The sequence below is a fragment of the Pseudovibrio sp. Ad37 genome (assembly GCF_001623075.1).
Taxonomy (GTDB): Bacteria; Pseudomonadota; Alphaproteobacteria; order Rhizobiales; family Stappiaceae; genus Pseudovibrio.
This window is the reverse complement of record NZ_LMCF01000223.1, coordinates 1-24,027: the sequence shown is the minus strand read 5'-3', so window position 1 is coordinate 24,027 and position 24,027 is coordinate 1. Positions and strand designations below refer to the sequence as shown.

Sequence of the window (24,027 nt, the reverse complement as noted above, 5' to 3'; positions counted from 1 at the left end):
AGAGCTTTGCCCTTAAGATCAATAAATGGCTTGAGTTCCCTCGGTATATTGTTATTCAAATCCTATGATTTTTGCGAGTGACAACTGGGCAGGTGCGACGAGTGCAGTTATGACTGCACTTGCGAACCATACAAGCGGCTTTGCCACCGCTTATGGGGTTGATCCATTGAGCCGCTCTATCGAGCAGCAGTTCAATGATCTCTTTGAAAAAGAAGTTGCCGTGTTTCTGGTTTCTACAGGAACAGCAGCCAATTCCCTGGCGCTTGCGACCTATGCGAAGCCGGGCGGGGCAGTGTTTTGTCATGAAGATGCACACATCAATGTTGATGAGTGTCACGCTCCGGAGTTCTTTACAGCTGGTAACAAGCTGATTGGTATTGGCGGTGAGCATGGCAAACTTACGCCTGATGTGCTGCGTTCAGCGATGGACAAAGTACCGGATAATAACCCGATGCATGGCCGTCCTGCTGCGGTATCCATCTCTCAGGTGACAGAGTTTGGGACCATCTACCAGCTTGATGAAATTCAGGCACTGGCAGATGTGGCCCATTCCCGGAATGTGCCATTGCATATGGATGGCGCCCGTTTTGCGAATGCGTTGGTGTCTCTGGATGTCTCTCCTGCAGAGATGACATGGAAAGCCGGTGTGGATGTTCTGTCCTTCGGTGGTACCAAGAACGGTTGTTGGTGTGCCGAAGCTGTTGTGTTCTTCAACCCTGAAGAGTCCGAGGGCTTTGAATATTTGCGCAAGCGGGCTGCTCAGGTCTTCTCAAAGGCGCGCTTTATTTCTGCGCAATTTGAAGGTTATCTGAAGGACGATGACTGGCTGGCTTCAGCGCGTCACGCTAACGCGATGTGCATGCGTCTTGCCGATGGTATGCGCGATATTGAAGGTGTGCGATTGCCAATCGAACCTCAGGCCAACGAATTGTTCCCGGTGTTCACCAAAGCGCAAGCTGCACGTCTGGAAGCTGCCGGTGCGAAGTTTTATGATATTCCAGCGGATTTCGTCTCAGAAGATGAAGTGTTCCTTCGCTTGGTGACCTGCTTTGCGACCACTCCAGAGATGGTTGACGAGTTTCTGATGCATCTGCGCGGGTAATCGTGGCAGACTGCTCAATTCGTGATTACGTCTTATGATTGCAGTGTCGAGAAATGCAGCATAGAATGCTGGTCTGCGGAGGGATATAGATCCGCAGACCAGCGGGGCACCTGCAAGGGGTTAGCAAGGGTGTTAGAGGCCAACCCTTGCGGTGTCAGTCCAGTGGGTTCAAGGCAAGGCCTTAAGTGAACTAACCTACCCTTCTTATTTTGCGTGTAACTTACCACTCGATAATTCTTAAGTGGCTGTGTGGTCGTGGGGAACGCGGTAATTCCAGAAAATAGAAACAGATGCAGAGAGAGTATCTTTGTGCTTGCTGAAGCGCGCATAAAAGAACGCCCCGCTGGGGCAAGCGGGGCGTTGATTGTGTCCTGGCCCTTACTGGGGGGAAAGGCAGCCAGACAGATCCGCATGGGAGGATTGCGGAGGAGGAACCCTGTTGATTTGAGTGGGATTGATTGGCAGGGGCGTGCCAATCAATCTTTGAGAGACATTAGAAAATCTAGAATGTTACAAGGGTGGCCACTCGCGAGGGTGGGAGTTTGGGAGGAAGGTCCTCGCGAGGGCTTTGGGTTTTAAAGGCGTATTCTTATCTGAAAACCGGTTTCCACTTTTCAGGAATACACATCAGTGAGCTACTGTTTCGGCTTCAATTTGTTTGTGTTCTTTTTTATCTCCAGCCGTGATGTTGATTTTGCGCGGTTTTTTTGCCTCAGGAATTTCTCGGATGAGGTCAATGTGGAGCAATCCGTGCTCCATGCTTGCGCCAATCACTTTCACATATTCGGCGATCTGGAAGCGGCGTTCAAAAGCGCGGGAGGCGATTCCCCGGTAGAGAACTTCTTTTTCGTCGCTTTCAGGACTTTTCTCGCCAGAAACAGTCAAGACATGTTCTTTAGCTTCAATCGTCAGCTCATCTTCCTTAAACCCGGCGACGGCCATGGAGATGCGGTATGCGCTCTCTCCTGTGCGCTCAATGTTATAAGGGGGATAAGCTGATCCCTGCTGTTCCGTTCCTGAATCCAGCATGGAGAAAAGACGGTCGAAACCAACAGTGGAACGGTAAAGGGGGGTAAGATCGAAATGACGCATTTTATGTGTCCTCTTTTGTGTGGTCCTAAGGCCATCTGAGCAACGTTCACCATTCGCCGCAAAGCGCGCGGACGATGAAATTTTCGTTTTGCTTACAGTGCCTTCCCATTAGTGGCGAAGGTTCTAAGCGGTGTCAGACCCACTCTGTGGCGCCTGTGATTTTGAGATGGGGACGGGGCGAATAAGTTTCAAGAGTTTTTTTCAAAATAGGTGTTTTTGCTGGAATGATGCCCGCATTTTCAGATTAACAGAACCTGAACAAGCGCTTCTGATCCCGTACATCCGCGCCTTGTTACGTTCTCCTTGTATTCAGGCAAACCTTATTGCCGACAAGGAGAGAACAGATGAATGCTTTGAAGAAAAAAGTAACCGGACTGGCCGCTGCAGCTGTTGTTGCTCTGGGAGTTTCTGGTGCGGCGGCTCCGGCAAATGCAGGCGCTCAATTCACCTACGATGGACCAAACGTAAGCGTTCAGGTCACGCAGGCTCACTATAAGAAGAACCGTCATTGGGAACATGGGCAACACCATGCATTGAACAAGAAGCAGGTGAAACGCCGTCTACGGGCCTGGGGTTACCGGAACTTCAAAAAAGTAAAACGTAAGGGCGACGTGTATATTGTAAAAGCCAGCTGGCAGGGGCAACACCGGGCACGGTTGGTTGTAGATGCCTATAGTGGTTGGATCATCAAGTACCGTTATTTGGGGTACTAAGGGGCATTCCCGAGATCTTAATCTGTTTATCCGTCTGACCTGCCTTCTTGCGATCAAGGCAGGTCTTTCGGTGTTTGGGCTCTAGTATGCTGTTTCTTTAATGCGCCCTGGATAAGCCTTGTCATAGGCGTCGCCGTCAAACTCCACTTTTGACAGTGCTTGTGCCATTTGTCCGGCAGTTGGAACTGTTTTGCGGTCTACCTTCGCATCTTCTGTCCAAAGGCCTGAGCGGTAAATGGCTTTCTGGCACTGGTAGTAGATGGTTTCGACCGTGACGACCATGATAGATTTCGGCAGTTTACCTTCTATCTTATGAGCTTCCAGCCGGACTGGATTCGCTGAGATTTTGGCTTTCCCGTTGATGCGGATGGTTTCTCCGACACCAGGGATCATAAACAGCAAAGAGACGCGTGGATCCTGAACGATGTTACGCAAACTATCGATGCGGTTGTTGCCGCGACGGTCCGGAAACTCGATGGTTTTTTCATCAATGACCTTTACAAAGCCTGCAGGGTCCCCACGTGGAGAGCAGTCGGTTCCTTCTTCAGATACAGTTGTGAGCGTGAAGAAAGGGGAGGCTTCGATAAAGGTTTTGTAGTGCGGAGAAATATAGCCGACTTCTTTATCGATAGAGATTTGTTTCGGGCTTCCATAGAGCTCTTCGAGCTGAGCGAGGCTGGTAATCTCGTGGGAAACAGATGTTGGGTCTGTGTCTTGCATGTAAATATCCTTGTTACCGCGTACTGAGATGGAAAAAACTTCCAGAAATTGCGGTTGCGGCCTGTTGCTTGGAAAGGCTATCAAATTGAGAGTGAGAGAACTAGAGGTTACGCGCTGATGGTACTGGTCAATACGGATTTCAATCGGGTCCCTGAGGGAACGGAGTCTGGTTTTATCCAGACAGAAGACAATGTGAAAATCCGTTGGGCTCATTGGGCTCCGACCGGGTCTCCGCTCAAGGGGACTGTGACCCTTGTTCAAGGCCGGACTGAGTTTATTGAGAAATACTTTGAGGTTGTTGAGGAACTGCGGGCGCGTGGTTTCTATGTGGTGGCTTTTGATCTGCGCGGGCAGGGTGGTTCTGAGCGTTTGTTGAAGAACGAGCGACGTGGCCACGTTGAGAGCTTCGATGAGTTCGCTCTGGATTTACACGCTGTTTTGGACAATGTCTCACTTTCTGATTGCCCAGGTCCACACTTCCTGCTGGCGCACTCAACTGGTGGTGCTGTGGTTATGCATGCTAACCGGCGGCTGAAGACCAAGATTGACCGCGCGGTGCTAACAGCTCCCCTCGTCGGCCTTGCGATGAAGGGGCGTATGGTCAAGATGGCAGGTGCGCTTGCAAAGACGCTTGTCTGGGTTGGCATGGGGAACGCTTTTGTTCCCGGCGGCAATGACAAGATCCTTGTCGACTATGACGGCAATACGCTCACGTCTGATCCGGATCGTTTCAAGCGCATGAATGCTATTCTCGAAGAAGCGCCTCAATTGGGGCTGGGTTCTCCGACGGTGAGCTGGTTCCGTGCTATGGGATTGGCGACAGAGCGCTTCAGAGAGCCTGAATTCCAGATTGAATTCGGCGTACCATCTTTAGTCATCGGCGCGGGAAAGGATCAGATCGTCTCGACAGACGATGCTGAGGAAGTCTGCCGCTCTTGCCCAGGTATGAGCTTTCTGGAAATTCGAGGATCTCGCCATGAGATTCTTATGGAGCGAGATCCTTATCGTGAGCAGTTCTGGGCTGCATTTGATGCGTTTATTCCGGGAAGCGCGGACTAAGCAGCTGCTTTTGCCAGCTTGGTGAGCAGCTCATCGTGTAGGCGTTTGTCGCCTGTGGCAAGCACTTGTCCGCCGTCTGCTGCATTGCCTCCGGTCCAGTTGGTGACGAAACCGCCAGCGCCTTCGATGATTGGGATGAGGGCAAGGATGTCGTAGGTGTTCATGCCGGTCTCAATGACGGCATCAAAGCCTGCTGCTGCCACCATGGCGTAGCCGTAACAATCTGTGCTGTAGCGGGTGAGGCGAGCTTCTGCGCAGATCGTGTCCCATACCGGGCGCTCGACTTCATTGAACAAGGCTGGCTCGGTCGTGGTGATGATTGCCTCTGACAAGGATGCGCAGCTGCGGGTTTTCAAAACACGCTTGCCGAGCGGACCAGTCATGAAAGCTTCGTTACAATCGCCCCAAAAGCGCTCACTGTTATACGGCTGGCTCATGATGCCTTGAGACGCTTTGCCGTTGGTTCTGAGGCCAATCAGTGTGCCCCACAACGGGGTGCCGCAGATGAAAGAGCGTGTGCCGTCGACTGGATCAAGAACCCAGACATTATCGGCATCTTCGCGGACCTTGCCGTATTCCTCGCCGATGATGCCGTGATCCGGGCGCTCTGCTTCCAGAACCGCGCGGATTGCTTCTTCTGCTGAACGATCCGCAATAGTGACTGGATCAAAGCCTGCTTCCAGTTTGTTGTCTACCTCGTAGCCACTGCGGAAGTGCTGCATGGTTTTTGCATCCGCCGCGTCAGCAAGTTTGTGAAGAAAAGCATAATCAGGACTGGGAGAGGTCATATCAATTTATCCGGTAGGAGCAGTCAATTGCATGCGCACCATAGTCAGGATTTAGAAAAGTGCAAATGTCTATGGCTCTGAGACCGGTTTTAGTTTGCAAATGCTCTTGTTGAAACCATGCGTTGGTGTCTACGACTTACTGCTAAACTATCGTGTGAAACTCATACCAACGGCTATGATCCCTGAAAAATCAGGGTGTTGTCTCAAGGATACAAATTGGCCAATTCGTATAGGAACAGCCCGATTGCGGAGCTGAATGCTTGACGTGTTTGCGATGCGATGCGAGTCTTATTGCAGCGCGACATTCAGTGTCTGCGCCGCCCTTCGCGAAGGGCGTTTCCTCCCTAGACTAAGGGCCGCCTCCAGATGAGAGCGGCCTTTTTTTTGTCTGGTTGTTAATGTTCTCCGTCGTAGGGAGGTGCAGGCAAGGGGAGAATAAGGTGCCGAATTTTTTTGAGAGTCCGTTTAAGGGGATCTCGCTTCAGGAGCAGGTGATCAATCCTAATATTATTGTTGGAAAGCATTCCTACTATTCTGGTTATTATCACGGCCACAGCTTTGATGAGTGTGCCCGATACCTACGCTCAGATGAAGAGACGCAAGACAAGCTGATTATCGGTGCGTATTGCTCAATCGGTTCAGGAGCAGTGTTTATGATGGCCGGTAACCAGGGGCATCGTCCTGAATGGGCCACAACGTTTCCATTTCACTATTTTGATGAGCCTGCTTTTGAAGGAGCTCAGGACGGTTTCAAGCCTGCCGGTTCAACATGTGTTGGCAATGATGTCTGGATTGGTTCTGAAGCGATGATCATGCCGGGCGTGCAGATCGGTAATGGCGCATTGATTGGCAGCCGTGCTGTCGTGACTAAGAATGTACCAGCATATGCCGTTGTGGCCGGTAATCCTGCAACAGTTGTGCGCTCCCGCTTTTCTGAAGAACAGGTTCAGATGCTTTTGGAGATGAAATGGTGGGATTGGACAGATGAAGTCCTGAAAGGGGCAATGCCTCTTATGTGTTCCTCAGATATTGAGAGGCTTTACGACTACTGGCTTGGTTTTTAGGCAGTATGGACTGGGGCTTCAGGTTATTCTGCGGCCAGAGTTTCTCTGGTAAAGCTTTCCGTTACCATCTCGACCAAGGCAGTAATGAACTCCATCAGGTCTTTGCGCAGGTCGTGGAAACCTGAGTGTGGCTGGTGGGTGTGCTCATCCATGTAGAGTGCTCGGTTGATCTCAACCTGCAGCGCGTGCACGCCGCGTTCTGGCTTGCCGTAGTTTTCTGTGATGTAGCCGCCAGCATACGGGCGATTGAGAGCTACGTTATAGCCCATGTTTTGCAACAGTCCGACTGCACAGGATGAAAGCCAGGCAGAACAGCTAGTCCCGAACCTATCCCCAATGACGAAGTCGGCTTTGGGGTCGTGGTTCTTGTTTGAGTTGGCGGATGGCATTGAATGGCAGTCTACCAGGACTGCGAGGCCAAACTTGTCCTGTACGTTGCTCAACAGGCCACGCAAGGTGTTGTGGTAGGGCTTGTAAACTTGCTCAATGCGATCCAGCGCTTCTTCTGCCGGAATACGCGTGTGGTAGATCTCCCTACGCTCACCCACAATGCGGGCGATGGTTCCAAGGCCTCCTGCAACACGCAGAGAGCGCGAGTTGATGTGCTTGGGGAGCTTGCCTTCAAACATCTTTGGATCGAGCTCATAGGCCTCTCTGTTCACATCAAGGTAAGCACGCGGGAAGTTGGCTTTTAGAACCGGTGCACCTAGCTGCTCGACATCCTTGATGAGAAGATCGACAAATGCATCCTCGCTTTGTCTGATCTGGGTGGTGTCCAATCGAGAGGCTTGAAGGAACGACGAAAGGTACGCGCGCCCGGAGTGGGGGCTGTTAAAAATAAAAGGGACAGAATGTTCATCTGGGGAGAGTACCTCAAATGCGGGTACCTGATCTCCGGTGTCAAGCGCACTGCTGTAGTTCGCTATCGCCTTAATCTGATGATCTTCCAAAACTGTCACAGAGCCTACATTCCTTAATCACCGCAATCCCGCTCACTATAGAACGAGATCTGCGTATGGGCTAGACATTTGAAAGTTTGCTTATGAAATAGGCAAGAGATGCGCGAGTTTTTGCGTAGTTTGAGGGGGCGGTGTGGCGCTGGGCCCTCAGTTGACGCAGAAGTCTCTTTAGAAGTGAACCTGTTTCATTTGTCCCTATTGTTTTGACAGGTATTCCCGAGTAGTTTCCTGTTCCTAACAACGTACAGTATTCGGAATCTGTCGGATTGCGAGGGGCGAGTGCGTCTGACATATTCTATTTATTTACGGGAGCGCTCTGAAAAGAGAACCCCGTCGCTGCACCTGGAGTTTTAAGGTTGTCGAACATGTCTCGAATTCTGCTCGCGGAAGACGATAATGACATGCGCCAGTTCTTGTCCAAGGCACTTGAGAAGGCTGGGCACACTGTTGTTTCCTTTGATAATGGAAAGAGCGCATACGAACGTATTTGCGAAGAGCCCTTTGCCCTATTGCTAACTGACATTGTGATGCCAGAGATGGATGGTATTGAGTTGGCTCGTAAAGCTACTCAACTTGATCCGGACCTGAAGGTTATGTTCATCACAGGATTTGCTGCTGTTGCGCTTAATCCTGATTCCAAGGCACCTCAGGATGCAAAGGTTCTTTCCAAGCCTTTTCACTTAAAAGATTTGGTACGCGAAGTGGAAAAAATGCTCGTTTAGTTAGTTTTGAGGGGTGAATGTGGAAAGAGATAGCAAATTTCCATTTTTGGACTTGCACGTTCTCAAAATTCCTCTTATACGCCTCTCCACCGCAGCGTTTAAGCGCTGACGGACGAGCTTCTTTGAAAGTTTCGGGCGTGTAGCTCAGCGGGAGAGCACTACGTTGACATCGTAGGGGTCACAAGTTCGATCCTTGTCACGCCCACCATTTTTCGTCGGTTAACATCCTAGATGTATATCCGGCGGAGCGGACCTCGATCTTGGTCCTGCGCCGCTTCGTAAGAATGCAGCGCGGCGAGATCAGAGGTTGTACTAATGAGGCGCTTAGAGCCTCTTTTCACTGGCGGATCGTGGTACTTCAGGATCCCTATAAAATTGACCCTAACCGGGGGTAGGATAATGAAGATTAAGAATTCTCTTAAGGCACTCATGGGCCGCCATCGTGATAACCAGATGGTACGCCGCAAGGGTCGTGTTTACATCATCAACAAAAAGAACCCACGCTTTAAAGCGCGTCAGGGTTAAGTTTTCTGCGCTGATTTAAACTAAAACAGCGCGAAAAACCCTTGGTTCTAAGAGTTGCGAGCCGCATGGCAAAAGTGAGATGCTTTTGCCATGCGGTTTTTTTTGTTTGCTCGCCCAAACAGCTCCGTCACAGGGGCATCGACGTTTCCACAACTTCAGCTCTCCGGCTTCTCGGTAGGGGGCTCTTTTTCTCGACAATCTGACAGGTTGAGGCGTTGTGTTGGTGCTTGTGGTGCTGTCGCGCTTGCGTGTTTCCTGCTGCTTGTGGTGGGAGTGGAGCGTTTAGGTGCTTCTGAGCGTGTTGTGGCTGTTGTGGGTCCCGTAGAGGTTCAGGTCACTCGTGGACTGCCAAAGGGGCATCCTAAGCTCAATACCGGCCCTGAGGCTGCTCTTAATGGTCCTGCTGGCGGTCCTGCTCAGATTGGGCGGTCTGCGCCTGGGCACGGTGTCCCTGCTCACTACACGCGTGGGCAGCTTCTGGATGCCTTGTTCCTTGAGCTGAGGGATGCGGATACATTAGGTAATGCGCAATCAATCTCACAGCGCATTCACAGCCTCTTCATGCAGTCTGGGAGTCATACGCTTGATCTGCTTATGATGCGTTCTGCTAAAGCTATTGAAGGGAAAGAATACGGTTTAGCGCTTGACTTGCTGGATGCGGTTGTTCGTTTAGATCCCGGGTATGTGGAAGGGTGGAACCGCCGGGCGACCGTATATTTCTTGAAAGAGGATCTGGGGCGTTCACTTGCTGACATTGAGCAAGTGCTTCGGATCGAGCCGCGCCATTATCCTGCGCTCTCAGGTTTTGCCATGATCCTTCGGAAAACTGGAAAGAACGATAAGGCACTTGAAGTGTTTCAGCATGTGCTGAGCATCTATCCGTTGCTGGAGAATGCTCAGGACGCTGTTAAAAGCTTACGTGAGGAGCTGTGGGGGCAGTATCACTGAGCTTTCGAATTAGTCTAGTAGGCGGTTTACAGCTCTGGTGATGCCTGATTTATATTCTGCGTAGTTTGAGACCGTTAGAGAGAGCCCCTTGGCGAGGGTGTAGAGGATGAACGCGTCGTCTTCTGCCTGCTCTTTGCTTTGGTTCTCATGCGTCTCCAGGATCACATCCGCAATTTTGAGCATGACCCGAGGCATGATGCCTTTACCAACGGCAGACATGACTTGCTCACCCATCTGAACCAGTTCAGCGCCATGGACAGAGTTTCTCATCAGATCGACATGCTGACCTATGATCGTGTCCAAAGCGCGTAGGATGCGAGATTTGGAATCATTGGTCTTTTCTTCAAGAATGTCCAGTGCTTGGAGCCCAACCTCTTCAGAATACTCCTCGATTATGGTCTGGAACAACTCTTCCTTACTTCCAAACTTTTTGTAGAGCGATTGGCGTGAGAGGCCGACCGCGCTTGCTACGTCACCGACTGAGGTCTTTCGGAAGCCATATTGAGCAAAAACGCCCAATGCCTTCTTTTTATCAAAGTTTGTTTTCATGTTCACCTAGTTGACAATTTTAGTAATTATTGTCAACTTTATTATGCGGCACGAACAGGTGCCGCGCATTGGAGAATTGAATGAGCACAGCGAACAAGAGCAGCGCAGTATCCAACTGGACTGCGGATAAACTGCCTTCTCTTGAGGGTAAAACTTATATCATAACAGGCGGTAACTCCGGTATTGGCCTTGAAGCGGCAAGGATGCTTGCGAAAGCGGGTGGTGACGTTGTTATTGCCTGCCGGAATACTGAAAAGGGTTCAGTCGCCCAACAAGCATTGCAAGTTCAGGCGAAGGGAAGAATAGACCTTGTCCAGTTGGACTTAAGTGATCTCTCGTCTGTTCGCCATGCAGCGGAAAACGTTGCTTCACGATACACCAAGATTGATGCTCTCATCAATAACGCTGGCATTATGCAGACGCCAGAGTTGAAGAGTGTTGATGGGTATGAGTTGCAGTTTGCGACCAATCATCTGGGACATTTTCTATGGTCTGGCTTGCTCAAACCTAATGTCGAAGCTGCAAACGGAAGGTTTGTTGTGGTCGCTAGTCTTGTGCACAAGATGGGCAAGATCAACTTTAACGACCTGATGATGCGTGAAAATTATGCGCCTATGAAAGCTTATTCGCAAAGTAAGCTGGCCACTTTGATGTTTGGATTGGAGCTTCAGCGGCGTTTGTCGGATGCAGGGAGTTCTTCATTTGTCGCTATGGGGCATCCAGGTTATTCAGCCACCAATTTGCAGAGTACAGGTCCGACAGGCTGGATGAGCATGGCGTATAGATGGATGAATAGTATGTTCGCGCAGTCTGCTGAGCGAGGTGCGCTTCCAACGGTGCTCGCTGCTGCTGGATTGGAAGTTGAGCCGAATGGCTACTATGGCCCAACAAAGCGTATGGAGACTGTTGGATCGGTTGGAAGAGCGCAGATCGCTAGCCATGCGCTGAACCCGGAGGTTGCTCGTCGTCTTTGGAGTGAGAGTGAATGGCTCACAGATTTCAAATGGGCGTTTTAAAGCAAGGCTGTTCTTTTTGAAATTCGTTGCGTTGGAACAAGCTCATTTAATCGATTGAAAGAAAAAAGCCCGTGATACGAAATCACGGGCTTTTAATTGCTTTAAGAGGTGCTCTTTGACGACTTATGCGTCTTTGGAACCCACAAATGCGATACGCAGCATGTTTGTGGAACCCGGGGTGCCGAATGGAACACCAGCGGAAACCAGAACGCGCTGACCTGGCTTTGCAAAACCTTCGGTGTTTGCAAGGCAGCATGCGCGGTCAATGAGGTCTTCCTCAGTCGCTGCATCCTGATTGGCAACACAGTGCAGACCCCAACCGATGGTTAGGCGGCGAACTGTGGAGATTTCAGGAGAGAACGCAATGATTGGTGTTGCAGGACGCTCGCGAGATGCGCGCAGTGCTGTGCCACCAGATGCGGTGTAGGAAATAATCGCTGCCAGATCCAGAGTTTCAGCGACCTGATGAGCTGCAGCAGTGATTGCGTCAGCGCCGGTTGCTTCTGGTTCTGTGCGTTGAGCGTGAATGATAGAACGGTAGTTCTCGTCCTGCTCAACTTCCACGGCGATTTTGTCCATGGTTGTAACGGCTTCTGTCGGGAAGTCACCAGCAGCAGATTCTGCGGAGAGCATCACTGCGTCTGCTCCTTCGAACACTGCGTTTGCCACGTCAGAAACTTCTGCGCGGGTTGGTACTGGAGACGTGATCATGCTTTCAAGCATCTGCGTTGCAACAACAACTGGCTTACCAGCTTTGCGGCATGCGCGGATCATACGCTTCTGAAGGCCTGGAACCTGCTCAAGTGGCATTTCAACGCCAAGATCACCACGGGCAACCATGATTGCATCGGACAGCTCGATGATCTCAGAGAGACGATCAATTGCCTGCGGCTTCTCGATTTTTGCCAGAACGCCAACGCGGCCCTGAGTGGTGTTGCGAACTTCGATGAGGTCTTCTGGGCGCTGTACGAAGGACAGTGCGACCCAGTCAACTTTTGCATCGAGAGCTGCAAGAAGATCTGCGCGGTCTTTTCCGGTCAATGCACCAACAGGGATCTCTGTATCTGGAACAGAAACGCCTTTACGGTTGGAGATCTTACCGCCCACTTCAACAGTGGTCACGCAGCGTTGTGGAGACGCTTCAGTTACACGCAGGCAAACTTTGCCATCATCTACAAGAAGGCGGTGGCCAACTTCGAGGCTGCCAAGAATTTCTGGGTGTGGGAGGTATACGCGGGATGCGTCACCTGGAGCGTCGTTTGCGTCAACAACAAAGGTTGCGCCATTTTCTAGAACTGGCTTTGCGTCATCTGCGAAAGTGCCAACGCGCAGTTTAGGACCCTGCAAGTCAGCGAGAATGCCGATTGGACGGCCTACTTCTGCTTCTACTTCGCGGATGCGACCAACCAAATTGTTGAGAACTTCGTGGGAGGAATGGCTCATGTTGATGCGGAAAACATCGGCACCTGCAAGCCATAGCTGTTTGATTGCTTCTTTTTCGGAAGACGCCGGGCCGAGAGTTGCTAGAATTTTGACCCGTCTATTACGCTTCATCGTCCACCTGTTCCTTGCTCTACCGGCTCCGTCAGCTGGACCGTCCAGCTGCTTTGCTCGCCTGTATCTATTTCAAAGAAACCTGTTCGCTCATAACCGCGAGCGACACAGTCTTCTATACCGCGAATGGTGAATTTTTTTTGACGTACACACATATACGCCTTGCCATCCCATTCACCTTTTTGGTCCGTTTGTACTGCGTACAAGTAAAAGTAGCGTGACGCTAATTCACCGGACAGCAGTGTGTCACAAGTGCTTTTTTCGATGGTCCACCATCCTTCGGTGATCCAATCGGCGCCATCGCGGTAGCCTATTGCGATGTTAACTGTGCTTTCGGTCTTATTACATGCACGAAAGTCCGCTTTAGCAGAGGGGATCTGCTGAAAGCTCAGAACTCCAAAAGCAACACAGGCAAGAGCCAGTGAATTTTTCCGAAAACGGTTTATTACAGCAGATGCGAAGTCGTTTCTGGATGTTCTCATAACAGTCATATGTACAGCTACAAACGGCAGTTTAATGCGTTCAGTTGATGCCCTTGTCAACGTGGTTCAGCCCATGGCCGACGTGATTTCGAGCACGACTAAAGGGTAATACAGGTTGTTCTGAGTAAAGAACGTTGCCCCAACTCACCATTGACCATGCAAAAACGGCAGGATCATGAATTGGCTTAAACCCGACATGTCATGCTTTGGTTGCGCCACCCTTACTCTGGATGAGTGTGGACGACCCCCGTTAACATTTGAAATATGATCCAAAAGTCGGACCTTACCTCTAGGAATCTGAATATCTTTATTGGCCTGAGTTCTACATGGAATCAAGAGAAAAGCCAAAAAACAGTGTTACCTCCCACAGTTCCTGCCCTTTTTAGAACTGATTTTTCGAAAGATAAGACAAAGAGATAAACAGCGTTTCGGACAATTGTCCGGTTTGGACCGCTCAATAATGAGCATCAGGAGATTAGCAAAACTCGTATTACGTAGCGGAGCCGAAAGTTGTTTCTTGATGCTGCGACACTTTGTCGAGTTTTGCGTGAGGCAAATGTTCCGCTGAATGGAAAACCCGAATTTGTTATCTTAAATTTCCGAGTGAAGACTTTTAGTTAGCAGGCCGGTTCTCTGATATATTTAGAGAGCGAATTTGTCGCGCAGATTTATCTTTGGACAATTGTGAGTATGTTTTGACTGCAGTATCAATGCGTACGTAGCGGCACTTATTTTTGTGCCTATCTACTGGGGCTACCTGATAATGAATGTCAGATTGGGGAAATGGGCCACAATGCTAGGATGAATTTCCGTCAGGTCAGTGCCAATAGATTGTGCAGCAATTGAGGCAGCTGTTTTATATTCCCATTGAAATTCAGTTCATCCCCCAGAACCTGTAAAGGTTGCTGAAAAGAGGTCGTGAACGGTTGACCCGTGTGCTCAGTTCTGGCAGCAAGACAACAAGGTTAATGGTGTTTCGCACGAACGTAAGGTGGATTTCATATGTCAGATGCCGGTGGTGTAGCAGCAGATCAGCTGCGTGCATTTATTGAACGTATTGAACGTCTTGAAGAAGAGAAAAAAGTTATCGCGGACGACATCAAGGATGTTTATGCGGAATCTAAGGGTAACGGCTTTGACGTGAAGGTAATGCGCAAAATCGTTTCCTTGCGTAAACGCAAGCCGCATGAGCGTGAAGAAGAAGAGGCAATCCTCGATCTTTACCTGCATGCTCTCGGCATGGCAGGCCCAGTAATGGAAGACGCATAAGCGCTCTAACTGGTGAGAGCAACGCGTGTTTTATGTATGCGCGAGCTGGCTCATAGCGTGAGTTCTGAAAGGGGCTCCTTACTGCGGTGAGGGGCCTTTTTTGTGTTTGGGGTTTAATCTTTCACTGTAGTCTTTTGAGGGGTGGAGCTCAGTTTTCTGAAAATCCCAGCGTCCCCAAATGATCGCGAGAACAAAGCCTATAGCTGAAATGGAGATGAGGAATGCAAACGGCTCTCCTTTTGTGAGACTTACAGCACCCAACAGGGTCACAACGATGCCGGAGTAGGCAGAGAAGCTTTGCTTAAATGCAGCGAGAGTGACAGAGACTGAATTGTTGCAGGAGAAGATGTAGGCGTTTGAAAAGGTCTCAAAGTAAGCGCGGGCGACTGAAAGAACAGAAAACAGTAAGGGAATGAGTATCCAATACCATGTTTTTTGGAGCAGTGTCAGGGATAGGCAACCAAAGGCTGCTGCGCTCAGAATGCACGAGGCCATCAGGTGTGTTTGAGGGAAGGCGGTTATGATCAGTTTTTGCCTGAGTATTGTCAGGTTGAATAGGATTGCAGCGAGGGCTGATGCTGACAGGGAGATGGACAGTATTGTTTTGGGGATTGCGTAATAATTAAATGTATAGGGGAGCAGGTTGGAAAATGTCAGCGACAAACCCGTTGAGATAACAATACAGCAAGCAAACCCGGTCAGGAACAGAAGTGGGATCTGTTCGCCGGAAATGCTTTGTTTAACTGCCACGGTTTGCGTTGGTTGCTGGTTTGATAAAGGGGAGCTGAGAAGGCCTAGCAGAGCCACGCAGCAGAGGGTGAAGCTCAAAATGAAGACAGCCTGTTCTCCATAGTGGACGGCTAAAATTCCGCCGAGAGCCGGAACGATAACTTTTGACAGTGTGTTGATGAGGTTAAGGAGTGCAGCGAATTGTGCTTTGCGGGTAGGGTCTGTGCGCTGTGCCTCTCCTGCAATGATAGGTTGGTAGAACCCTATGGCCATTGAGCGCAGCAAGGGCAATAGAGTGATAAGTGTGTCTGACCAAATAAGACAAAGGGTACAAAGCGCGCGAGTAGCGGTGGTTATCAAGAGTAGATGGTTGGGATTACGTCGCTTGGTGGTTTTGGAAATAATGCCGCTGAATACGGCCAGAGGGGTGAGCATTGAGATGGATACTAAGGCAACAGCGATAGCTGAGAATTCTAACTCATAGCCGATATAGGTCATTATGCTGATCAGATCGACCCAGGCACTGACGTTCAAGCAGACTATGACCAGCAGGAGTGACTTGTTCTTCATTTGAGTTCCAATGATAAAATATAGGCTGCACGTGTACCTGTGAAGGATTGGAGCATGCTATGATACATTGGAACAAATGAAGAACAAGGCAAACAAAGACCTCGTCAATGACTTTTAGAATTTTAGTGAATTTATTTCTTTTATCAGGAAAGGGATAAGGTGGCTGTGAGTTGGGAAGTGTAATTCGCTTGAGTAAAAACGGCTCTGATTGCTACGATAGTTGGGCTACCCACTGTGGAGTTAAGGTGAAATAATTTTGTGGGACAAACTGTTGAATAGAGAAATGTCCTATCTGGAGGAGACTTTCATCTCGCCTGTGTAGATCGAGTCCAGCCATGCAATTGCTGATCCGCGGTTGATCCGCTTGCGAATTGAGCGATATGGCGTTTGGGTCAGAGCGTCCTTTAAAACCGTTGTTACAGGACTCATCAGAACTGCCAGTTGGTTCTGGTCTGGGTGCTGCATCGTGATGGTACGACGGTTTCTTGCTGTCCATGTTGGATCAAGCATCAGTACTGCGGTTGCCTCTGGAGCGGAATGGAAGCCTACCAACGGAGATCCGTAGACTGGGGCCTTTGTCACAACAGTCTGTTGAGCTGGTTGTGATTTCGGCATTAAGTCTGGCAGGCGCTGCTCTGAGAAGAGAGCCTGTGCAGTTAGCGCGGTTTTTTTGTTGAACTTGCTCTTTTGTAGATCTGCAGTCGCGGCAGGAGAGGCGTAGGCAAGCTGTGCGCCTACAAGAGGACGCAGGCTATCAGGTGTTTGCTCACCAGTTGCTGCAATGATCGCTGCAATGCCATCCTTCGGTGTTTCCACTTTTGGTGGAATGGCTTGAGTCCGTTTCTGAGCTGCAGGGGTGGCCGCCGGCAAAGCGGCGACCTGAAGGATTTGTTGCGGTTTTATGCGCGGACGAGCGGAGGCAAACAGATTGAGATTCTGCTCCGTTGGTGCAGGCGTAGCCTCACTCTCATCCTGCGGTTTTGCATATGGTGTTGCTGAAGCCAAAACGGCAGGAGAAGCTGCTTCTGGAACCGGGCTTGCTGCTGGCTGAGTTGCCAGCAACGCCACTTTAGGCTGCGGAATAGCGTTGAACTCGGTTTCTACCCGGCGACTTGGATCTGGCTCACGCACTTTTGGTGCTTTCGTTGCCGGAGTTGGTGCCGGTTTGCTTCCTTCGTTACCGCCTGAATTGCTGAACAGGCGGGAGAAGAAGCTTCCACCACTGTTGGACGAGCTTGCCCGGGCACTTGCTTTTGATGATGAAGTGGAGCGACTGGCAACACTGGTTGAGCGGCCAGAATCTTTCCGTTTTACAGCAGCAAGCGTCTGCTTGTAACGCGCCATTGGTTTTCCATCGGAAGGGACGTGAATGGTGTCTCCTTTTGGAAATACCTTTGCCAGTTGAGAGCGGCTCATGCGTGGCCAATGGCGTACAGAGCCGGTGTCCATGTGAACAAACGGCGTGTTTGAACGCGGATAGTAGCCAACGCCGCCAACATGCTGGCGCAGACCAAGCGCGCGCAGTTTGGCTGTGCTTACACCGGGAATGAAGAAGTCCATTGCGCGGCCTCTGGTGTGCTGGCTGTTTTTAGCCACACCGCTGGAGCGCTTACGGAGCATGTTGTTGGTTTTAGGCGACCGATAAGCTGAGACGACATGGATGTACTTGCTTGTGCCTGCTTTCTGGTAAACTTCCCAGATGAGGTCAAACAGTTCAGGATCCATTTTCGTTGGCTCTTTTTGGCGCCAATCCCGAAGGAAATTGTTGAGCTTGCGAAGGCCTTCTTTGTCATAGCGGCCATTCCGCTTGAAGGTGATTTCCGCCCGCTCTTTCGTGTGGGTGAAGTACAGCTTGAGCGTGCGTGTGCTCGCACTGGCCGAAGCAATTGAGGTGAGGAAGAACGCACAAAGAACCGCTGCGACCAGCATTGAAATGCCAGGCAGACGTTTACCAAAGTCCGAGCGCCCGAATGCAATCATGTCACGCAATTGAATCTCGCTTTCGCGTTATCGGCTAAAACCTTATCCCAGAGCCCCACCTCTTTATCTAGTGTGGGCAAGGTTAATGAGCCTTTACTTTAGTTACAATTAACGCGAACTAGTGACTTCACGGCAACAATCCAAGTTTTTTGCCAGAATCCGCTATTTACATGCGACAAATGCGCGCGAATCCGCACGCATACGTCGTCATATTACTGTGGATACATGTGGATAGTGACAATTTTAAAGATTCAGAGCGTCGATCGTCGCCTGGTTATGTCCGTAGATATCCGGACGCCTTTGCAGCTTTCCAGCTTCATCCACAAATGCGGTGAAGTAAGAGATATGCACCGGGATATCCCTTTGCAGATTCACCTGGGTCTGCTTCTTGCCGACAAGTGAGCGGATGTAATTACCCGTCATCGTATTTTGCGTAGCCATCAACGCGTCAGCAAACTCAAACGGGTTTTGCACGCGGACACAGCCGTGTGAGAACGCGCGCTCAGACCGGTTAAACAGCGATTTAGACGGCGTATCATGCAAGTAAACGTTGTGTTTGTTCGGGAACATGAACTTGATTTTGCCAAGTGCGTTGCCACGTCCTGGACGCTGACGGATACGGATTTGCTTGAAGGTCACTGCATCCCAATTTACACGGCGCGGATCAACAATCTTACCGCCATACACAATCTCGTAATTACCCTTTTGCAGGTAGCTTTGCGGGTTGCTTGCGCGGAGTTCCGGCAGAAGCTCTTGGGACGCGATGGAATAAGGCACGTTCCAATATGGATTCACGATCACGTGCTGCATTTTGTCTGAAAAGACCGGTGTCTTGTTGGAGCGCTTTCCAACGACGACGCGGGTTTCGTAAAGCACAAAGCCGTCCATGTTCAAACGAACCATGAACTCGGGAATATTTACGCGCAGATGGGTTTCGCCCAGCTCGCGCGGCATCCAGCGCCAGCGTTCCATGTTTGCAATAACGTCATTGATTGGGTCGCCACTGACGCGTCCATTGAGGGCAAGCAGTGTGCGTGGGCCAACCGCACCATCTGGATGCAGACCGTTTGCAGCCTGGAAGGCTTCAACGGCATAAGCCAGATCCTGCGTATAGACGTTCATCTGAGATTCCACTGTCGGAACACTCAGGCGTTCGCGAAGAACGGCAACGCGGGAGCTTTTTACTCCAACTTTCAGGACTTTGCCGGTTGGGATGACAACTTGCTCTTCGAGGCTGCCATTTTCAGTATGTTCTCTTAGTTTAGCAAGCTGCTTTTTCAGCGCTTTGTATTCTGCATGCGGAGGATTGAAAGCCGCTAGAGTTTTGGCTGGAGCAACCGAGTGCGCTATGGATGTCAGCGCTTCAATCGGGTCTGGCCTTTCTGGGCGAAGGGTAATGTCCTCTGAAATTGCATAGGGGCTGACGCGGCCTGCCTGAGCATCCTCTGCGTACTTGAGGATAGAATGGGTCAGCTCAAGCTCTGCTGCTGCAATTTGCTCTGGGGTTGCTTTGCCATCTGCATTGAAGCCTGCTGCTGGCACCGGGTAGTCGGCGACGTGCAGGCCTTCTTTTTCGGCTAATTGCAACGTTTCCATAACGGACAATGCGCTGGTGGAGAGCTTGCCTTTCAGGATCCAGGCGGGCTGGAAGCTTCTGTTTTCGTAGAACAGTTTTGCTGCTGCTGCTTCGCGTTTCGCATGGAAGTTCTGGCGGCGGTTCTTTTTGCTAAGTGCCTGCTGAATTTCCTGCGCAACAGGATTTGACTGAGCGAGGTTTACTTGCTCGAGCTGCTCGTCAAAATTGTCAGGAATTGCGGCTTGCGCAGAATACATAGTTGACGAAAGCGCAATAACTGCCCCTGCGAGCAATGCTGATGTGCTCGTTCTACCAAACATTTATGACTACCCACCTGATAACTCTTTGATCTTTATGGACACAAGAAGAATGCCCTAAGAATTAAGAGTGTTGTTTTGCCCAAACTTATATTTATTACGCATATACACTAATGCGTTTTGAGATAGCACGACAGCGTGATGTTTTAAATTCAAGGATCAGTGATATGAACTTAAACCCACGGTTTTTTGTTAGTCGCTATGCTTTATCGATTTCTTGAGATGCGCGCGCGCCTGTGGCTTGCGTGAGACTTACCCATTAGCTTCTAACCATCCAGCAAACTGAGCTTTAGTGCGCAGTTTTGCTTTCCGGAGTTTCTTCCAGACCGTATTCCTTCAGCTTGCGATAAAGCGTTGAGCGCCCGATGCCCAAACGCTTCGCAACCTCGGTCATACGGCCTCCGTAATGGGAGGTCGCTGTCCGGATCATTTCCTCTTCAACACTGATGAGCGTACGCACGTGGCCTTCGCCATCGAGTGATCGCATATATCCAAAGGGAGGTTGCTCCGCGTCGAAGGCTGAAACGGCCTCGACCTGAAGAAATCGTTCGTCCTGCTGTTCCTCCCATTTACTCGCTACACTTAGGGATGAAGAATAGACGTCAGCTTGCGGTTCTTTGTTTCCGGCAGGCGGTGCTGCCGCGTAACTCATTGGCGTATCAGTCGCTTGAGCTATTTGCGGGAAGTCATCGCATGTCAGGCTTGGACCATCGCACAGGACAACGGCGCGGAATACTGCGTTTTCAAGTTGGCGAATGTTGCCAGGCCAGTCATAACTCTTAAGCATATTAACCGTGTTAGAAGTGATGCCCGTGACTTGGGGCTTGCTTTCTTCTGCAGCAAAACGCGCTAGGAAATGACGAGTAAGCTCAGGGATATCCTCACTGCGATCTCGTAGGGGTGGGATCCAGATTGGGAAGACGTTGAGGCGATAGTACAGATCTTCCCGGAACTTACCTTCTTTCACCTGATCGATCAGGCGACGGTTTGTTGCCGAGATCAGGCGGAAGTCTACTTTTATCGGCTTGCGTGCACCAACTGGGTCGACTTCACCCTCTTGCAAAGCGCGCAGGAGTTTTACCTGTACTTCCAGTGGGAGCTCGCCGACTTCGTCTAAGAAGAGAGTCCCGCCGCTGGCTTCCTGAAACTTGCCCATGTGTTTATCGACAGCGCCGGTGAATGCACCTTTCTCGTGACCAAAGAGAATAGATTCCACCAGATGGTCTGGAATAGCGCCACAGTTTACGGTGACAAACGGTTTGGATCGACGTTCGCTGGAACCTTGAATAGCGCGTGCAATCAGTTCTTTACCAACACCAGACCCGCCTTCTATGAGGATTGGAATGTTGGAGGAGGCAGCTCTTTCGCCCAGTCGCAGGACACGATCCATCGGCTCAGACCGCGTGACGATATTATCGAAGGTGAGGGTGCCTTCCGTGTGTTTGTGGATGCGGGTGAGTTCACCTTCCAGCGTGGCAACTTTGAGAAGGTTGGTGATGGACACCTGCAAGCGCTCAGGGCGGCTTGGTTTTACAACGAAATCCTGTGCACCAGCGCGCATTGCTTCAATGACAGTTTCGATGCTGCCATTAGCCGTTTGAACAATGACAGGTACTGCATTCTTAGCGTCGCGGGTTTCTTTCAGGACCTGAAAGCCATCAACTTCTGGCATCATCAGATCAAGGATGACCAGATCGATTTCTGTTTGGGCAGTTCCTGTAAGGATTTCCAGCGCTTCGCGACCATCGACACAGCTTTTGGAACGGTACCCGAAACGCTTTACGGCTTCTTCCAGCAAGCGTCGTTGGACCGGATCGTCATCTACGATCAAAATGCGCTGTGCCATGGGAAATCCCTTCAAATCGATTGGGCAGTAATGCATAGTGTGCCAATTCAGGTCATCCTGCACCTAATTTGGTAAACAAATTGCCCACTTCATTTTGGGGATCTTGTTAAAAGACGCCATTGCATGTGTAAGGATTGGACGCATATTAAAACAGTGTACTGCAGAACTTGTTTTGCAGACCTCAGGTTTCTTTTCTGGCGCAATGCCATCCCATAATTGGACGCTCATATGACACTTAAGCACGTCACTCCATTTTCCATCACCTATCAAAGCGCTGATGCAGCCACGGCAGGCTCTGCCCTTGGTGAACTGCCGGAGTGGGACCTTTCAGTTTTTTACAGCTCAATTGATGATCCTGCGATTGATCAGGATATGGCGCGTGCGAAAGAACTGGCAGAGCAGTTTGAAGCAGACTGCAAAGGCAAGCTTGCTGAAATTGCAGCACGCTCTGGTGATGAGCTCGCCGAAATTGTGCGTCGTTATGAGGAACTTGAAGATCTGATGGGGCGTATCGGCTCTTTTGCCGGTCTGGCTTACACCAGCATCACAACAGATCCAGCTCGTCAGAAGTTTTATGGTGATGTGCAGGAAAAGCTGACGACTGCTAGTCTTCACATGCTGTTCTTCTCACTTGAGATGAACAAGATTGAAGATGAGGTTCTGGAAAAAGCGCTGAACTCCGAAAAGCTGGCGTATTACCGCCCTTGGCTGGAAGACCTGCGCAAAGAACGCCCGCATGAACGCAGTGAGGAAATTGAGCAGCTGTTTCATGAAAAGCACGTGACTGGCGCTGCCGCCTGGAACCGGCTGTTTGATGAGACAATTTCGGGTTCTCGTTATGAGATTGATGGTGAAGAGCATTCCATTGAGCAGACCTTGAACTTGCTGCAAGGACCTGATGGGGACATGCGCAAAAAGGCTGCTGAAGCGCTTGCAAAAACGTTCGGCAAAAATCTGAGCATCTTTACGCTGATCATGAACACGCTGGCGAAAGATAAAGATACTTACGACCGCTGGCATAACTTTGATGACATTGCTGACAGCCGCCACCTTGCCAACCGTGTTGAGCGTGAAGTTGTTGATGCGCTGGTTGATGCGGTCCGTGCTGCTTATCCGCGTTTGTCGCATCGTTACTATGCAATGAAAGCCAAGTGGCTTGGCGTTGAGAAAATGAACTTCTGGGATCGTAACGCCCCGCTGCCGCAAGCTGATACGCGCGATATTCCATGGGATGAAGCAAAAGGCACGGTTCTGGACGCTTATGCGAAATTCTCGCCGGAACTTTCCGAAATTGCAGGGCAGTTCTTCGATAAGAACTGGATTGATGCTGCATCGCGTCCGGGTAAGTCACCTGGTGCGTTTTCTCACCCAACCGTGCCAAGCGCACACCCGTTTGTGCTGATCAACTATCAGGGCAAAATTCGCGATGTGATGACACTGGCGCATGAGCTTGGACATGGTGTTCATCAGGTTCTTGCAGCGCCAAATGGTGCGCTGATGGCGCCGACCCCGCTGACACTGGCTGAGACCGCTTCCGTGTTTGGTGAGATGCTGACCTTCAAGGACCTGCTTGCAAAGGCTGAGACACCTGAAAAGCGTCAGATCATGCTGGCTGCCAAAGTGGAAGACATGCTGAACACGGTTGTGCGTCAGATTGCATTCTATACCTTTGAACGTCAGGTGCATGAGCTGCGTAAGGAAGGCGAGCTGACCGCTGAGCAGATCTCTGCGATCTGGATAGGTGTTCAGGAAGAAAGCCTCGGTGAGGCGATTGACCTAGAAGGCGGCTATGAGAACTTTTGGACCTACATTCCGCATTTCATCCATTCGCCGTTCTATGTTTACGCCTATGCCTTCGGTGATTGCCTCGTGAACTCGCTCTATGCGGTTTACGAAGAAGCCGAAGATGGCTTCCAGCAGAAGTATTTCGATCTACTGAAAGCGGGCGGCACCAAGCACCACAGCGAGCTGCTCGCTCCATTCGGTTTGGATGCAACGGACCCAGCCTTCTGGCAGAAAGGCTTGGCAGTGATTGAGCGGTTCATTGATGAGCTGGAAGAGATGGATAAGGCGTAAGCTAAACTGAGTTTGATGTTTTTAAGAGGCGGGGGCGTTTGCTCTCGCCTTTTTTGTTGCGTGTTGGCGCACGAGTTTTCCCAAGCTTACTTAGGTATTCAGTCAGATCTCATAGGCGCTGGCGCTCAATGTTTGGTTTTAGACTGATGCTTTAGAGCTTGTCGCGTTTAATCGGTCATGTATCCAGCTGTTTTGAAGAAGTTGTTGCACTCTTGCTTTGTGAAGAGGTCGCAGACTTGGCCTACGGCCTGCCACAGTGCTTGATAACTTCTTGCTGCGGCCTTGCGGATCAAGGCCTTGAGTTTGGAAAATGCCATCTCGATGGGATTGAGATCCGGACTGTAAGGTGGGAGGAATAAAAACCATGCACC

The 24,027-nt window shown here is 50.4% G+C and carries 22 protein-coding genes and 1 tRNA gene; 11 read left to right on the top strand and 12 right to left on the bottom strand.

The genetic code is table 11. The annotated features are described in order from the left end of the window. The first annotated feature begins 64 nt into the window (after positions 1–64). A complete protein-coding gene (locus PsAD37_RS25940) occupies positions 65–1,102 on the top strand; it encodes a low specificity L-threonine aldolase (RefSeq protein WP_063298545.1) in 1,038 nt (345 codons plus the stop codon). Between the two features lie 627 nt (positions 1,103–1,729). Here PsAD37_RS25940 and PsAD37_RS25930 read toward each other — a convergent pair. Beyond that, positions 1,730–2,194 carry an Hsp20 family protein gene (locus tag PsAD37_RS25930; protein WP_063298543.1) on the bottom strand — a complete coding sequence of 155 codons (465 nt, stop codon included), beginning with the start codon at positions 2,192–2,194 and terminating at the stop codon, positions 1,730–1,732. Between the two features lie 344 nt (positions 2,195–2,538). On the opposite strand from PsAD37_RS25930, the gene PsAD37_RS25925 reads away from it, so the two are divergent. After that, positions 2,539–2,907: a hypothetical protein gene (locus PsAD37_RS25925; RefSeq protein WP_063290275.1), complete on the top strand. Its 369-nt coding sequence runs from the start codon at positions 2,539–2,541 to the stop codon at positions 2,905–2,907. Positions 2,908–2,988: 81 nt separating this feature from the next. Here the strand turns inward: PsAD37_RS25925 and PsAD37_RS25920 are convergent, their stop codons facing one another. Then, on the bottom strand, positions 2,989–3,627 hold the full coding sequence (locus PsAD37_RS25920; RefSeq protein WP_063298542.1) for a pyridoxamine 5'-phosphate oxidase family protein: 639 nt from the start codon (positions 3,625–3,627) through the stop codon (positions 2,989–2,991). A gap of 117 nt (positions 3,628–3,744) precedes the next feature. Between PsAD37_RS25920 and PsAD37_RS25915 the strand changes: the two genes are divergently transcribed. Then, positions 3,745–4,686, top strand: a complete 942-nt coding sequence (locus PsAD37_RS25915; protein ID WP_063298541.1) for an alpha/beta hydrolase — start codon at positions 3,745–3,747, stop codon at positions 4,684–4,686. Here PsAD37_RS25915 and hisN read toward each other — a convergent pair. Then, on the bottom strand, positions 4,683–5,474 hold the full coding sequence (gene hisN / locus PsAD37_RS25910) for a histidinol-phosphatase (RefSeq protein ID WP_063298540.1): 792 nt from the start codon (positions 5,472–5,474) through the stop codon (positions 4,683–4,685). The two genes, PsAD37_RS25915 and hisN, sit on opposite strands and share 4 nt — an antisense overlap. 440 nt (positions 5,475–5,914) lie before the next feature. Between hisN and catB the strand changes: the two genes are divergently transcribed. Further along, complete coding sequence (catB, locus tag PsAD37_RS25905; protein ID WP_063298539.1) at positions 5,915–6,538, top strand: type B chloramphenicol O-acetyltransferase; 624 nt, start codon at positions 5,915–5,917, stop codon at positions 6,536–6,538. Positions 6,539–6,561: 23 nt separating this feature from the next. Here catB and PsAD37_RS25900 read toward each other — a convergent pair whose 3' ends face one another. Next, positions 6,562–7,377, bottom strand: coding sequence for an N-formylglutamate amidohydrolase (locus PsAD37_RS25900; protein WP_082596602.1), 816 nt, complete (start codon positions 7,375–7,377; stop codon positions 6,562–6,564). 485 nt (positions 7,378–7,862) lie between these two features. On the opposite strand from PsAD37_RS25900, the gene cpdR reads away from it, so the two are divergent. The 4 genes from cpdR to PsAD37_RS25880 all read left to right on the top strand — a co-directional run bounded on the left by cpdR (position 7,863) and on the right by PsAD37_RS25880 (position 9,692). Then, complete coding sequence (cpdR, locus tag PsAD37_RS25895) at positions 7,863–8,219, top strand: cell cycle two-component system response regulator CpdR (protein WP_008551455.1); 357 nt, start codon at positions 7,863–7,865, stop codon at positions 8,217–8,219. Positions 8,220–8,352: 133 nt separating this feature from the next. Continuing rightward, a tRNA-Val gene (locus tag PsAD37_RS25890) sits at positions 8,353–8,427 on the top strand. Between the two features lie 191 nt (positions 8,428–8,618). Then, positions 8,619–8,744 carry a type B 50S ribosomal protein L36 gene (gene ykgO / locus PsAD37_RS25885; RefSeq protein ID WP_054662728.1) on the top strand — a complete coding sequence of 42 codons (126 nt, stop codon included), beginning with the start codon at positions 8,619–8,621 and terminating at the stop codon, positions 8,742–8,744. Positions 8,745–8,834: 90 nt separating this feature from the next. Beyond that, the gene (locus tag PsAD37_RS25880; RefSeq protein WP_208992096.1) at positions 8,835–9,692 is read left to right on the top strand and encodes a tetratricopeptide repeat protein; all 858 of its coding nucleotides are present in this window, start codon (positions 8,835–8,837) and stop codon (positions 9,690–9,692) included. Between the two features lie 9 nt (positions 9,693–9,701). Here the strand turns inward: PsAD37_RS25880 and PsAD37_RS25875 are convergent, their stop codons facing one another. Beyond that, positions 9,702–10,241 carry a TetR/AcrR family transcriptional regulator gene (locus PsAD37_RS25875; protein ID WP_063298538.1) on the bottom strand — a complete coding sequence of 180 codons (540 nt, stop codon included), beginning with the start codon at positions 10,239–10,241 and terminating at the stop codon, positions 9,702–9,704. 80 nt (positions 10,242–10,321) lie between these two features. Between PsAD37_RS25875 and PsAD37_RS25870 the strand changes: the two genes are divergently transcribed. Continuing rightward, a complete protein-coding gene (locus PsAD37_RS25870; protein WP_063298537.1) occupies positions 10,322–11,257 on the top strand; it encodes an oxidoreductase in 936 nt (311 codons plus the stop codon). A 123-nt stretch (positions 11,258–11,380) separates the two neighbouring features. Here PsAD37_RS25870 and pyk read toward each other — a convergent pair whose 3' ends face one another. Both pyk and PsAD37_RS25860 read right to left on the bottom strand, forming a co-directional pair. Beyond that, positions 11,381–12,811, bottom strand: coding sequence for a pyruvate kinase (pyk, locus tag PsAD37_RS25865; protein ID WP_063298536.1), 1,431 nt, complete (start codon positions 12,809–12,811; stop codon positions 11,381–11,383). Next, entirely contained in the window at positions 12,808–13,293 is a 486-nt protein-coding gene (locus tag PsAD37_RS25860; protein WP_208992107.1) for a DUF1036 domain-containing protein, read from the bottom strand. The genes pyk and PsAD37_RS25860 overlap by 4 nt, the downstream gene beginning before the upstream one ends. Before the next feature lie 1,002 nt (positions 13,294–14,295). On the opposite strand from PsAD37_RS25860, the gene PsAD37_RS25855 reads away from it, so the two are divergent. Continuing rightward, positions 14,296–14,562: a DUF2312 domain-containing protein gene (locus PsAD37_RS25855; protein ID WP_057462047.1), complete on the top strand. Its 267-nt coding sequence runs from the start codon at positions 14,296–14,298 to the stop codon at positions 14,560–14,562. 78 nt (positions 14,563–14,640) lie between these two features. Here PsAD37_RS25855 and PsAD37_RS25850 read toward each other — a convergent pair whose 3' ends face one another. The 4 genes from PsAD37_RS25850 to PsAD37_RS25835 form a co-directional block, all read right to left on the bottom strand. After that, positions 14,641–15,861 (bottom strand): MFS transporter, encoded by a 1,221-nt coding sequence (locus PsAD37_RS25850; RefSeq protein WP_063298534.1) that lies wholly within the window; start codon positions 15,859–15,861, stop codon positions 14,641–14,643. A gap of 288 nt (positions 15,862–16,149) precedes the next feature. Next, entirely contained in the window at positions 16,150–17,841 is a 1,692-nt protein-coding gene (locus PsAD37_RS25845; RefSeq protein ID WP_063298533.1) for a DUF882 domain-containing protein, read from the bottom strand. 243 nt (positions 17,842–18,084) lie between these two features. Beyond that, positions 18,085–19,737, bottom strand: coding sequence for a murein L,D-transpeptidase (locus PsAD37_RS25840; RefSeq protein ID WP_208992095.1), 1,653 nt, complete (start codon positions 19,735–19,737; stop codon positions 18,085–18,087). 286 nt (positions 19,738–20,023) lie between these two features. Beyond that, positions 20,024–21,580 (bottom strand): sigma-54 dependent transcriptional regulator, encoded by a 1,557-nt coding sequence (locus PsAD37_RS25835; RefSeq protein ID WP_063298531.1) that lies wholly within the window; start codon positions 21,578–21,580, stop codon positions 20,024–20,026. A gap of 228 nt (positions 21,581–21,808) precedes the next feature. Here PsAD37_RS25835 and PsAD37_RS25830 point away from each other — a divergent pair, with 228 nt between their 5' ends. Continuing rightward, positions 21,809–23,656: a M3 family oligoendopeptidase gene (locus tag PsAD37_RS25830; protein WP_063298530.1), complete on the top strand. Its 1,848-nt coding sequence runs from the start codon at positions 21,809–21,811 to the stop codon at positions 23,654–23,656. 167 nt (positions 23,657–23,823) lie between these two features. On the opposite strand, the gene PsAD37_RS25825 is transcribed toward PsAD37_RS25830, so the two are convergent. Next, positions 23,824–24,027 (bottom strand): transposase (locus PsAD37_RS25825; protein ID WP_193778198.1); only part of this gene is annotated, 204 nt, incomplete at its 5' end.

Coding starts and splice junctions, on each gene's coding strand:
- PsAD37_RS25845 (WP_063298533.1), bottom strand. CDS start 17,841: ATGATTGCATTCGGGCGCTCGGACTTTGGTAAACGTCTGCCTGGCATT.
- PsAD37_RS25870 (WP_063298537.1), top strand. CDS start 10,322: ATGAGCACAGCGAACAAGAGCAGCGCAGTATCCAACTGGACTGCGGAT.
- PsAD37_RS25925 (WP_063290275.1), top strand. CDS start 2,539: ATGAATGCTTTGAAGAAAAAAGTAACCGGACTGGCCGCTGCAGCTGTT.
- cpdR (WP_008551455.1), top strand. CDS start 7,863: ATGTCTCGAATTCTGCTCGCGGAAGACGATAATGACATGCGCCAGTTC.
- PsAD37_RS25880 (WP_208992096.1), top strand. CDS start 8,835: ATGCGGTTTTTTTTGTTTGCTCGCCCAAACAGCTCCGTCACAGGGGCA.
- PsAD37_RS25835 (WP_063298531.1), bottom strand. CDS start 21,580: ATGGCACAGCGCATTTTGATCGTAGATGACGATCCGGTCCAACGACGC.
- PsAD37_RS25940 (WP_063298545.1), top strand. CDS start 65: ATGATTTTTGCGAGTGACAACTGGGCAGGTGCGACGAGTGCAGTTATG.
- ykgO (WP_054662728.1), top strand. CDS start 8,619: ATGAAGATTAAGAATTCTCTTAAGGCACTCATGGGCCGCCATCGTGAT.
- PsAD37_RS25915 (WP_063298541.1), top strand. CDS start 3,745: ATGGTACTGGTCAATACGGATTTCAATCGGGTCCCTGAGGGAACGGAG.
- hisN (WP_063298540.1), bottom strand. CDS start 5,474: ATGACCTCTCCCAGTCCTGATTATGCTTTTCTTCACAAACTTGCTGAC.
- PsAD37_RS25830 (WP_063298530.1), top strand. CDS start 21,809: ATGACACTTAAGCACGTCACTCCATTTTCCATCACCTATCAAAGCGCT.
- PsAD37_RS25860 (WP_208992107.1), bottom strand. CDS start 13,293: ATGAGAACATCCAGAAACGACTTCGCATCTGCTGTAATAAACCGTTTT.
- PsAD37_RS25850 (WP_063298534.1), bottom strand. CDS start 15,861: ATGAAGAACAAGTCACTCCTGCTGGTCATAGTCTGCTTGAACGTCAGT.
- pyk (WP_063298536.1), bottom strand. CDS start 12,811: ATGAAGCGTAATAGACGGGTCAAAATTCTAGCAACTCTCGGCCCGGCG.
- PsAD37_RS25840 (WP_208992095.1), bottom strand. CDS start 19,737: ATGTTTGGTAGAACGAGCACATCAGCATTGCTCGCAGGGGCAGTTATT.
- PsAD37_RS25930 (WP_063298543.1), bottom strand. CDS start 2,194: ATGCGTCATTTCGATCTTACCCCCCTTTACCGTTCCACTGTTGGTTTC.
- PsAD37_RS25920 (WP_063298542.1), bottom strand. CDS start 3,627: ATGCAAGACACAGACCCAACATCTGTTTCCCACGAGATTACCAGCCTC.
- PsAD37_RS25875 (WP_063298538.1), bottom strand. CDS start 10,241: ATGAAAACAAACTTTGATAAAAAGAAGGCATTGGGCGTTTTTGCTCAA.
- PsAD37_RS25855 (WP_057462047.1), top strand. CDS start 14,296: ATGTCAGATGCCGGTGGTGTAGCAGCAGATCAGCTGCGTGCATTTATT.